This window comes from Dactylosporangium sp. CA-092794 (genome assembly GCF_050948465.1).
Lineage (GTDB): Bacteria > Actinomycetota > Actinomycetes > Mycobacteriales > Micromonosporaceae > Dactylosporangium.
In genome coordinates this window covers 11189867-11201470 of sequence record NZ_CP192044.1, presented here as the reverse complement: position 1 = coordinate 11201470, position 11604 = coordinate 11189867, and the positions used below count along the sequence as shown (strand labels likewise).

The following is an 11604-nucleotide window of genomic DNA, read 5'->3' as shown; positions in this document are numbered from 1 at the left end:
GCTTCCTCGAGACGCATCCGCTTCACAAGTTGTATCGGTGGCGTCGTCCGCCAGCAGGAGATGGCCAAAGAGTTCGAGGAATTCTGGGACTCGCAGCCGGATCGGCGCGGTGAGCGGGAGCGCGAGCGCACCCGGCGTATGGGCATGAACGGGGGAATTTGGCCCGAAACCTGTCGCGATCCCCAGTCGGGACGATGACGACGAAAGAAGCAAGAGCCGAATTGTGGTCTGGCCGTTCTTCGGATCTCCAAAAGCGGAATCAATCTGCCGAACCCTGTAATACTGCACCCTTACCTCATTGATGGGTCGGGAACGCTTGATGGTACGGGACGCCATTGGTCGGTCAGGCGGGCTGAAACGGGACGGCCGAGGATTGTCGGGACTAACCGGTGGATCGGGACGCCGGACGCAGTGGCAGGCAATTTGCTCGCCACGATTCGTACTTGCTTCCAGTGATCTAGGTCACTGGCAAGTGTAATTTGATGGCTCGGTGCGTCAATTTCTGCGCAATCGGGCTGATTACATCCGGTGATCGATGCGCGAGACGTCTGTTCGAGTCCCTGCTTCCGCGCATAACGTGCGCTGGCAATTCGACATCTCTCAAGGCCAGGGGTTTCGATGTCCGCTGCACGTATCCGGGTTCGCTTTTCATCCCGCTGGGTCGGTGTAGTCGCTGCGGCGACCGTCGCGGCGCTGGTGGTTGCCAACCTGGTATCGGTGCCCGCCGAGGCGGCGCCGAATCCCGGCGATGGGAAGGCTCAGGCGGCGCCAGGCATGTCGGTGCCGGTGTCGAAGGTGCCGGTGAAGGCGCCCCCGCCGTCGGACTTCGGCCGGTACGCCACGGGCGATGCGCCGCCGTCGGCATGGCCGGTGGGTGGCTCTGCGGACGGTGACACCAGCGGTGGCACCTTCGCGGCGGGCGGTCTGCCGGTACGGGTGTTTGGTCAGGTGTCGGCCGACGCGGCGCCGCGCACGAGGGCGGAGTTGGCGGCGACGTCGGCGCTGGCGGTGGTGCCGGTGCGGGTGACGGTGGCGGATCGGCAGACCGCCGCGGCTGTCGCGGTGCCTGGGGTGGTGTTGTCGGTGGCGCGCCGGGACGGCTGGGCGGGCCGTACCACGGTAGGGCTGTCGGTGGACTATGGGCAGTTCGCGTTTGCCTACGGCGGTGATTACGGGCTGCGGCTGCATCTGGTTTCGTTGCCCGACTGCGCGCTGAGCACGCCGCAACTGCCGGAGTGCCAGGTGCAGACCCCGGTCGACGCGACCAACGACGAGGCGGCCAAGACACTCACCGCGGACCGTGCCGTGGTCGGGTCGGCGTCCACGTCCTCGACCGTGTTTGCCCTCACGTCCGGATCGGGCTCTTCGGCGGAGGACTGGACGGCCACGGATCTGTCCCTGTCCTACTCCTGGGCGTCTGGCACTGCTGCTGGCGACTTCACCTTGCACTACCCGGTGACGGCCCCGGACGGGTTGGGAGGTCCCGAGCCGCAGGTGGCCTTCAGGTATTCGTCGGGCAGCGTGGATGCGCAGACGGCGGCGAAGACCGGGCAGGCGTCGGTTGTCGGCGAGGGCTGGCAGCTCGACGGTGCGGGCTACGTGGAGCGGTCGTTTCGGGCCTGCACCGACGACGGCGGTACGACTCCCGACAACTGCTGGGTGAACGCCGGTGCGGTGACGCTGGTGCTCGGCGGCCACGCGGTGAAGCTGGTCCAGGACGGTAGCGGGGTCTGGCACGCCAGCAGTGACGACAAGCTGCGCATCGAGAACCTGACCGACAGTACCGCGGCGCACAACGACGCGCGTAACGGCGAGTACTGGAAGGTCACCGACCTGGACGGTGTCCAGTACTTCTTCGGCCGGCAGCACCGGTACCTCGGTGACACCGCGGATACCAAGTCGGTGCTGCGGGAACCGGTGTTCGGCAACAACACCGGCGAGCCGTGCAACACCGACTCGGCGTCGCTGTGCCAGCAGGCGTGGCGGTGGAACCTCGACTATGTCGTGGATCCGCGCGGCAACTCGATGACGTACTTCTACACAAGGTTCCAGGGCCAGTACAAGGTCGCCAACGTCCTGATGCAGCCGTACGACCTGTCCGCGACGCTGGACCGGATCGAGTACGGCACCCGCGCCGGCTCCGAGGCCTCCGCGACCGCGCCGATGAAGGTGTCGTTCGACTACGCCGAGCGGTGCTGGAACAACTGCCCCACCTGGCCACCGACCGACCCGTCCAGCCAGGGCTACGCCGACTCGCCGATCGACCAATTCTGCAACTACGACCCGGCGAACCCGGGCGCGGCGTGCCCCTCCGGCGTCGACATCACCGCACCGGTGCACTTCTCCCACGTCCGGCTGTCCGCCGTCCGCACCCAGGTGTCGACCGGGCCAGGCGCCTACCGCAACGTCGACAAGTGGGATCTCGAGCAGACCTTCGCCGTCGACCCGGACAACGAGACCAAACCGAACCTGTGGCTGGTCGGCCTGACCCACACCGGGTACGCCACCGACGGCGCCACCCTGGCCGAACCGCAGGTCCGTTTCGACGGGGAAGCCAAACCGAACCGCACCGACTACACCGCCTCGATGGCGAAGTTCAACCACTTCCGGATCAAGCACGTCTACAACGGTGTCGGCGGGACCACCACGGTCACCTACTCAGGACCGCAGTGCATCAACGGCTGGCCGAAGATCTACGGCGACGGCAACCCGTCCCGCTGCTTCCCCATGTGGTACAAGCCGCCGGCCGCGGCGGCCGGGTGGGGCTACTTCAACAAGTACGTGGTGCTGTCGGTGACGGATTCCGACGCCACCGGCGGCTCGCCGGACGAGACCTGGTCCTACGACTACGCCACCGACGGCTCCAGCGACACCTCGCTCTGGGCGCACGACGACGTCGACATCGCCAACGTCGCACACACCGCCTGGGCCGACTGGCGCGGCTACCCCACCGTCACCGTCACCCACGGCACTGTCACCGGCCAGCAGACCGTCACCAAAACGATCTACCACCGGGGTCTGGCCGGGGATGCGAAGAAGAGCGGCGACGACACCCAGACGCTGTACAACCAACGCTCGGCGTTCACCATCGAGCCGCTGCAGCAAGCCTCGGAGATCCCGATCGGCCTGGCCGGTGGGGGCACGAACACCACCGGAGCGCTCTGCCTGGACATCGTCAACGGGCACAGCGAGGACGGCGCGGCGCTGCAGACCATCGGATGCTACGGCGGGGCGTTCCAGCAGTGGGTACGGCTCACCGACGGAACCCAGGCACTGAAGAACCCTGCCACCGGCAAATGCCTCGACACCCACGGCGGCACCAACGGCAGCACGGTCTGGTTGTGGACCTGCAACGGCGGCGTCGCCCAGCGGTGGCTGCGCCAGCCCGACGGCACGCTGAAGAACCCCGACTCCGGCCGCTGCCTGGACATCAGCAGCTACAACCTGAACAACAGCGGCACCCCGAACCTGTGGGACTGCACCGGCCGGTGGAACCAGATCTGGATGCCCACCGACCGCAGCGAGCTCATGCTCACCCAGAACGTGCGCTGCGCCACTGCGGCGTCCACCACCGAGAACGCCCAGATCCAGAACCAGCCCTGTGGCACCGTGGACAACAACCCCGGCGACGTGTGGCAGCCGCAACGCGACGGCAGCGTCAAGAACCCGAACAGCGGCAAGTGCCTCGACGTGCTCAACAGCGGCACCGCCAACGGCACGGTCGTGCAACTGCACACTTGCAACCAGACCACCGCCCAGCAATGGACCGCCCAAGCCGACGGCACGCTGAAGAACCCCAACTCCGGCAAATGCCTGGACGCCGGCGGCAACGCCATCCACGCCCAGCAACTGACCATCCAGACCTGCACGACCGCGCTGAGCCAGCAGTGGACCGGCCGCACCCAGGACCACCGCGCGCTCAACGGCCAGACCCGTACCGAGTACGCGCTGAACAACGGCGCCGTCGACCACGCCAGCGTGCACCGCTACACGATCACGCCGACCGCTTCCCGGGCCGCCTACACCACCCCGGCCGCCACCGTCTACGCCGACATGGTCCGGGAGAACCAGACCAAAACCTCCACCTGGATCGCGGCGACGTCGTCATGGCGGTGGACGCAGCAGGACACCACCTTCGACGGCTACGGCATGCCCAGCGACGTCAACAGCTGGGGCGACGTCGCCAGCAGCACGGACGACGTCTGCACGCACACCGACTACGCCTACAACACCAGCGCCTACCTGCTGTCCTTCCCGAAGCAGTCGACGACCACGGACTGCGCCACCGGCCCGCACGACGGCAACTACCTGGCCGGCACCCAAGTGCTCTACGACGGCGGCGCCGCCGGAACCCCGCCGTCGCAGGGCCTGCCAACCCAGACCAACGCCCTGACCGCCGTCACCGGCACCGCCCTGAGCTGGACGAAGCAGGGCCGGTCGACCTACGACCAGTATGGCCGGCCGCAGGACAGCTTCGACGCGCTCGAGCACAAGAGCATGATCCGCTACACCCCCGCCACCGGCGGGCCGGTGACCGCAACGACCGTCACCAACCCGCTCGGCCACGTCCAGACCACCACCGTTGAGCCCGGCCACGGCACGACCACAACGATGCTGGACGCCAACAACCAGACCACCACCGCCCAGTACGACGCGCTCGGGAGACTGACCAAGGCATGGGCGCCGGGCCGCCCGACGACCGCGACCCCCGACGCGCAGTACGCGTATGCATTGAGCAGCACCACGCCAAGCACTGTCACCGCCAAAACGCTCAACCCGGCCGGCAACCAGGTGACCTCGGTGCTGCTGTACGACGGCTGGCTGCGCCAGCGGCAGACCCAAACCCCAGCGGCGCAGGCCAACGGCGGCCGGATCGTCACCGACGCGCAGTACGACGCCCGCGGCCTGGCCCGGCAACAGACAACCTTCTGGGACGCGACCACCGCCCCGGCAACCACGCTGGCCGGATTCAGCAACGCCGACGTCCAGCAGCAGACCCGCACCACGTTCGACGCTCTGGAACGGCCCACCGCCACCGGGCTGTACTCGGCGGACGCGCTGAGGTGGCAGACCACAGCCGCCTACGACGGCAACAGCACCACCGTTGTCCCACCGTCAGGTGGCACGCCGTCGAAGACGACGTACGACGTCTTCGGCCAAACGGTCGAGCTGCGCCAGTACACGACCGGATCGGTGGGCGGCGCCTCCCAGGCCACCACCTACAGCTACGACCACCTCGGACAGCTCACCAAGGTCACCGATGCGGCCGGCAACCAGTGGACCACCACCTACGACCGGCTCGGCCAGATCACGGCGACAACCGACCCCGATGCCGGCGCCAGCTCCTACACGTTCGACGCCGCCGGCCGGATGACCAGCAGCGTCGACGGACGCAGCATCAAACTCGCCTACGCCTACGACGACCTCGACCGCCTCATCGGCGTCTACAACAGCACCACCACAGGCTTCAAACGCGCGGACTGGGTCTACGACACCATCCGCAAGGGCGCGCTGACCAAGTCCACCCGATACGTCGACGCCGACAGCTACACCAGCCAGATCGACAGCTACGACGCCCAGGGCCGCCCGCTGAGCGTGACCACCACCCTGCCGCTGACCTCCACAGTCCCCGGCGGCAGCTACACCGTGAGCTCGACCTACAACGTCGATGGCTCCCCGGCCTCCACGACCTATCCGGCGGCCGGCGGCCTGCCACAAGAAACGGTTACCTACAGCTACGACACCACGGGCCGCACACTCGGCATGTCCGGCCTGGACACGTACGTCGCCGACACCAGCTACTACGGCTGGGGCCCGGCCTACCAGCAGGTCCTCGGCTCCGGCACCAAGAAGATCCGCAACACCGCCACCATCGAACAAGCCAGCGGACGGCTGACCGGCACGCTCGTGGAGTCACAGAACCAGACCGTGACCACCAACTGGGACGAGCGGCTCAAACAGACCTACACCTACGACAACGCCGGCAACATCACCTCCGCCAAGGAGACCAGCGCCAGCAGCATCGTGGCCAACGAATGCTTCCAGTACGACGGCCTGCGCGAGCTGACCGAGGCCTGGACCACCACCGCCACCACCTGCCAGACCACCCCGGCACAGACCGCCATCGGCGGCGCCGACCCCTACTGGACCAGCTACCGCTATCAACAGAGCACCGGCAACCGCACCACCGAAACCAAGCACGCGGCAACCGGCGACACCACGCGCACCTACGTCTACCCAGCCTCCGGCACGTCGAGCGTCCGGCCGCACGCCATCACCAGGGTCGACAGCACCGGCGCGGCCACCGGCAGTGACACCTACACCTACACCGCCAGCGGCGGCACCCAGACCCGGACCATCGCCGCCGGAACGAACCAGACCCTCGCCTGGGACAACGAGGGCCTCCTCAAAACCATCACGGAAGCCGCCGGCACCAGCAGCTACATCTATGACTCCGACGGTAACCAACTTGTCGCCACCGACCCGCAGGGCACCACCGTCTTCCTGCCCGGCTTCGACCTGCGCGTGCAGAGCGGCACGACCACAGCCACCCGCTACTACGGCGGCGTTGCCGCCCGCACCACATCCGGCGGCCTCACCTGGCTGGCCACCGACCCGCACGGTACCGGCAGCATCGCCATCAACGCGAACAGCCTCACCAGCATCCGGCGCCGCGTCGACCCCTACGGCAACCCCCGCACCACCGGCATCACCTGGCCAACCAACCGCGGCTTCGTCGGCGGCGTCGAGCACACCACCGGGCTCGTCCACCTCGGCGCCCGCGACTACGAACCGTCCACCGGACGGTTCACCTCCACCGACCCGATCTTCTCCCCGGACGACCCGCTCGCCACCGGCGGCTACGCCTACGCCGACAACAACCCCACCACCCTCAGCGATCCCAGCGGCCTCAAATCCATCTTCGACGGCGGCGGGGGCGGCGGCATGGTCGGCGGCGCCGTCGGCCCAGGATCAGGCAACCTTGTCCGTAACACCGTGTACGGCATGAGCCAGTGGGCCTGCGGACTTACGGGCTTTGCCTGCAACGGCTGGGTCCCACGAACGGCCGAAGACGAGATCTACTCCGCCGGCCGCGACAGCGAAGTGGCGGCAGCGCGGCAGGCCAGAGAGATCGAGGCCACGTCCGAACGCGCCCTCACCGAAGCACGCCACGACAGCGAAGCGCTCCACGAGACGTGGCGGGGCGGAGCGCAGGCCGGCGAGAGCCACACGACGTCAACCGGCGGCGCAAGGCCAGCCAGATCGGGGAGCACATCGGGCAAGGCAAGCACTACGAATACTTCGGGCGCCTCTCGGGTTACCCTCGCAGAGACAGGCAAGCGCGGCGGCACGTCCACGGGAGACTCCCTCCCAGGACCAAAGGGCGCTCAGGTTCCGGGGAGACTCAGCCCTAACGAGATGGCGGCCCTAAGCACAGAACACGGTGTAGAGTTTGCTCTTGTTTACAGGGCTGGATCCGGCAAGGCTGGCGGCGGTGGAACTTACTGGCTGTACTCAGGCGGAGCCCGAGGTGTCATGGTTCCGGTCGGACAGAACAGCCGAGTTATCTATCACACTCATCCAGGTGGAACCCGCAAAGCAAGCGAGGCTGACATGAACATGCTGAAAGACTCGCGAGCCAATGGTTCACCTCAAATGTCCAGTCAAATTGTTCTTCCGGACGGATCTACCATGAGATACGGCGGACTGTGGTCGGACTATGGAAATCACATGTGCTGCCAGATCGACGGAGACGGTGGGCATGGAATATAGTGAATTGTCCAACATCCTCCATTGGCCGCCGTCGGAGTATGTCATCGTAAGGCAGTCTGATGGGCGTGCAGGCTCAATTTATCACCCCGAGCATGAGATGGTGGAGCTAATCGAAGATGACGAAGTATATCGCCAAACGGTAACGGCTCTACTTGAAATGGGCGCACCACTCGTAGACCTTCCCTATCGACCGGATGAATAGCGACGACAACCGTCCCGGGACGCCGATTCTGCGGCGCGACCGTCTGCAGCCGCCGCGTGGGCCCGTCTCAGGAGCGTTGAGGATGTGTCTGGGAGGAGATGCGGCTCGTCACGTTCTCGGCGTGGCCGTACGTCACCGCCGACGCCGTGTGGCGGGCGCTGTGGACGCCATCGCCCAGGAGAGGTCTACGAGGTGCAGCCCGCGCTGTCGGCGCCCGCATCGAAACCCGCCCCCGAGCCGGCGCGGGCCCGGCTCCGGCGGCTGCTGCTCACCGAGGTGGTCGCCGCGCCCGCCCGGGACACGGCCGGCGAGAAGGCGCTGAAGTACGAGCGGCTCATGCAGCTGCTGGGCCGGGTCACGGCGCTGGCCGCGCGAAGCACGAAGGACACCGGGACGGCCCGGCACGTGTCGCTGCTGGCCGGGCTGCTGTTGGACGTGGTCTCGGCGGTGGCCGCGCCGGTCGGTCCGCTGCGCAGGGTGCTCGGCCTCGGATCCGAGTCGTTCGGACCGCCTGTGCTGAAGGCGTCCCCGGCCGAGCAGGCGGTCGCGTCGGTCGAGGAGGCGCGCTCGGCCGTGCGTGAGCTGTTCCCCGACGCCACCCTGCCCCGCACGGTGATCATCGTCGACGACCTCGACCGCTGCATGCCGGAAGTCGCGCTGGACGTGCTGGAACGATCAAGATCTTCCTGTCTGAGTGCGCCGAGGTCGGCGGAGGGTGCGCGTTCGTCGTTGCGGTCGACCAGTCGATCCTGACTCGTGCCCTGCACACCCGGCTCGGCGTCGAGAACCCGGTCACCGCGCGCGCCTACCTGGAAAAGGTGATCCAGTTCGGCGTGTCGATGTCGGCGGTGCGCTCGACCGGACCGGGGCGGCTCGTCGCGGCGCAGTACCCGCAGTGGAACGGCGCGATCGACCTGCTGACCCTGGCGACCGGCGCGAACCTGCGGCGGCTCAAGCAGCAGTGCGAGCTGCTCTCTTACGGCTACGCGTTGTTCGAGGAGTCGCTGTGAACGAGACGACCGCCGCGCGGGTGGCTGCCTGGCACCGGCTGGTCGCGGCGAAGGCCGTCGCCCCCGACCGTTTCGCCGCAGCGGCCGACTCGCAGCTCGCCGGCCTCGACGACGCCACCCGGGAGACGTTGCTGGAGCTCGTCGACGCCGAGCCGGGCGCCGACGGCGGCCCGGTCAGCCGGACCGACGGGACCTTCAACTACATCGCCGCGGCGGTGGCGGAGCAAACCGGCGTGACCGGCACCGAATGGCTGCACCGGGCGTTCTTCCACCGCCTCCTGGAGATCTGGGCGCGCAACCCTGACTTCTCGCGAACGCTGCGGACCGCGGCCCGGACCGCGGGCTACCGGGAGGCGGCCGCCGAGTTCGACCGCTGGCTGGACGGGCCGATGACCAGTGATCCTGACCGACGCCCACTCCTCGCGCGCCAGTCCAATCCCGCCGACGCGATCACCCACGACGCGTGGTGCGACCTTCTGGCCGGCGTTCCGCGGCCCTCCCACATCCCGCCGCCCACGGCGCGCGCGTTGCCGCGCGAGCGGCTCACTGCGGCCGATGTGGACCACACCGCCTTCAGCCAAACCGTCGAGGCATGGGCCGGGGGTGCGCTGCGGGCCGATCCGGGCCTGGACCTGCCGGTGGCGGCCCGGCTCGACGTGGCGCGCGATCTCTGGCAGCGGCGCCGGTTCGCCAAGGTCCAGATGCTGGAGTTCGGCTGGCCGGAGCTCACGGCCCGGGCCACAACGGCGGGCGGCCCGAAGTGGCTGCGGCTGCTGGAATCGGCGGTGTGCGGCACGGCCGACGAGGCGGAGTTGCCGGAGGCCTGGCGGACCCTGCAAGCCGATCAGCGGCTCGTCGAGTTCGTCCGGATCCGGCCCGCTGTTCAGCGAGATCTTCGACGGCGTCTTCGCCCAGGCCTCGGCAACCGGCGGTGTGCCGTACTCCCCACTGGGCCCGAACGCCCAGTCGCTGTCGTGCACCGGCGCCGATCGTCGCAGTGACGCGCATCCCGGCCGCGGCTGGATACGCGGAGGGCTGAGGGTGGCTCGTTCGCCCGCCGGGCCCCGGGCACGAGCCTGACTGTTCGTGGTGATCCGCTCGGGGCGTGAGCGGGCAGCCGATCGCGTGGACGCCCCCGGATTACCAGTGCTTTTCGGGCCACCACGATCTGAGGCTCTCGCTGCCTGCGTCGTCCATCCAGAAGGGGTTGTGGCGCTGGCCACCGATCTGCTGCATCGGCCCGCCGATCGGGCCTGCCCATACCTGCGTGTTGGCTGGACGCCAGATGATGAGGGCGGACGGAGCATGGCTCACCTCGAAATCCATGGCGTCCGGTCCGCGGAACAGGAACACGATCTGCCGCTCTGGCGGGAAGGCATACGACATGCCTTCAGGTTCGACGCTCAGATCGAACCCCTTGTCCTCGTCGTAGCTGCTGACCAGCATGCGGACCACAGTGCGCGGCGTTGCCTGCGTGGACTCGGACGTCATGTGCAGATCCTGGCAGACGGCCACCGACCGTCGGCGCTGCGCTCACACCGAGCGGATCGCGGCAATTGAGGACGCCATGATCAACCTGATGGGGACCTTCGCGCGTGTTCGTGTGCGTGGCGGTCTAGCCGCGGTGCAGGGGCTTAGGGTCGGTGTGGCCATTTGCCCGTCGGAGCCTCCGGGCAGATCGGTACGATCCGGATGAAAGCCTCCGTGCCGCTCCACCGCCTCCGGTTGCGGCCGCACTGCCGCAGTCCGGAGTGCTCATCGATGGGAGTGTGGCCGGTGAACGTCACTGGGGTCGTTGCCACCGACGCGGGCATGTTCGGGTTGTGGGCGCCTGCCTCGTTCGACAACATCGTGGACTACTCCGCCTGGGAGGCGGAGCTGCTGGAGAACGAAGACATCGTCCGGCACATCGTCGGCGGCGCCTTCGTTCCAGTGAATATCGGAGGTGACGGCGCGTTCGGATTTGGCGTGCGGGTCGGATCCGCCTCCGCTCCTGCCCGCCTGACCGAGCGGGAACGCCGGTACGTTCTCGTGGCGTCGGAGTCCTACCTGCTCATGACGACCGGTGACGCGATGCTCAGCGGGATCGAACACGTCCGCGCCGAGGCCGACATCGGCCTGCCGATTCGGCTACCGGCGGGTCGCTGGAGGGTGACAATCTCGCTGATCGAATGGGAGGCCGAACCCGGGCAGCAGGACGACACTGGAGCGCCGGCGCCGACCGCGCTGCCCGACTTCACCCTGCTGATCAACCCAGAGGACAACGCCGCCGGCGGATACCGCACCAACGTCCACACCTTTGATCGGTGAAGGAGCACGGTCACCTCCGGTCGCTACTCATCGTCCGCAGGCGATCACGGTTCACGTGCGTCACTGGCGCGGCGCGCCACTACGGCCGGGTAGGCCACGCGCATTGCTGCGCGTGGCCCCCCTCAGAACCGGACTTGCGCGTTTCCGCGCTATCCCGAACTCTGGATAGCGCGGACTATGCCGAGCCCGGGGTTATGCCGAGTTCGTGTCAAGAGTGGTCGGTGTGCCTGTTTAGGGCCGGTTGGATCTCGGCATAATCCTGCTGGTTGACCAAGGCTTCCTCTGCCGGAGCATGGTGCTCCGGGTGAG

At 67.8% G+C, this 11604-nt stretch carries 8 protein-coding genes; 5 read left to right on the top strand and 3 right to left on the bottom strand.

Annotated features, from left to right (window positions below; translation table 11 throughout):
• Positions 1-758: 758 nt before the first annotated feature.
• Both ACQPXD_RS48355 and ACQPXD_RS48350 read right to left on the bottom strand, forming a co-directional pair.
• Entirely contained in the window at positions 759-896 is a 138-nt protein-coding gene (locus tag ACQPXD_RS48355; protein ID WP_432830597.1) for a hypothetical protein, read from the bottom strand.
• A 48-nt stretch (positions 897-944) separates the two neighbouring features.
• Positions 945-1118: a hypothetical protein gene (locus ACQPXD_RS48350; protein WP_432830595.1), complete on the bottom strand. Its 174-nt coding sequence runs from the start codon at positions 1116-1118 to the stop codon at positions 945-947.
• A gap of 13 nt (positions 1119-1131) precedes the next feature.
• Between ACQPXD_RS48350 and ACQPXD_RS48345 the strand changes: the two genes are divergently transcribed.
• From ACQPXD_RS48345 to ACQPXD_RS48330, 4 genes are all read left to right on the top strand, one after another.
• Positions 1132-7773 carry a ricin-type beta-trefoil lectin domain protein gene (locus ACQPXD_RS48345; RefSeq protein WP_432830593.1) on the top strand — a complete coding sequence of 2214 codons (6642 nt, stop codon included), beginning with the start codon at positions 1132-1134 and terminating at the stop codon, positions 7771-7773.
• 394 nt (positions 7774-8167) lie between these two features.
• The gene (locus ACQPXD_RS48340) at positions 8168-8728 is read left to right on the top strand and encodes a P-loop NTPase fold protein (protein WP_432830591.1); all 561 of its coding nucleotides are present in this window, start codon (positions 8168-8170) and stop codon (positions 8726-8728) included.
• Between the two features lie 65 nt (positions 8729-8793).
• A complete protein-coding gene (locus tag ACQPXD_RS48335; protein ID WP_432830589.1) occupies positions 8794-8985 on the top strand; it encodes a hypothetical protein in 192 nt (63 codons plus the stop codon).
• Positions 8982-9986 carry a hypothetical protein gene (locus ACQPXD_RS48330; protein ID WP_432830587.1) on the top strand — a complete coding sequence of 335 codons (1005 nt, stop codon included), beginning with the start codon at positions 8982-8984 and terminating at the stop codon, positions 9984-9986. The genes ACQPXD_RS48335 and ACQPXD_RS48330 overlap by 4 nt, the downstream gene beginning before the upstream one ends.
• A 139-nt stretch (positions 9987-10125) precedes the next feature.
• Here ACQPXD_RS48330 and ACQPXD_RS48325 read toward each other — a convergent pair whose 3' ends face one another.
• Complete coding sequence (locus tag ACQPXD_RS48325) at positions 10126-10476, bottom strand: hypothetical protein (RefSeq protein ID WP_432830585.1); 351 nt, start codon at positions 10474-10476, stop codon at positions 10126-10128.
• A gap of 201 nt (positions 10477-10677) precedes the next feature.
• On the opposite strand from ACQPXD_RS48325, the gene ACQPXD_RS48320 reads away from it, so the two are divergent.
• On the top strand, positions 10678-11295 hold the full coding sequence (locus ACQPXD_RS48320; RefSeq protein ID WP_432830583.1) for a hypothetical protein: 618 nt from the start codon (positions 10678-10680) through the stop codon (positions 11293-11295).
• Positions 11296-11604: the final 309 nt, after the last annotated feature.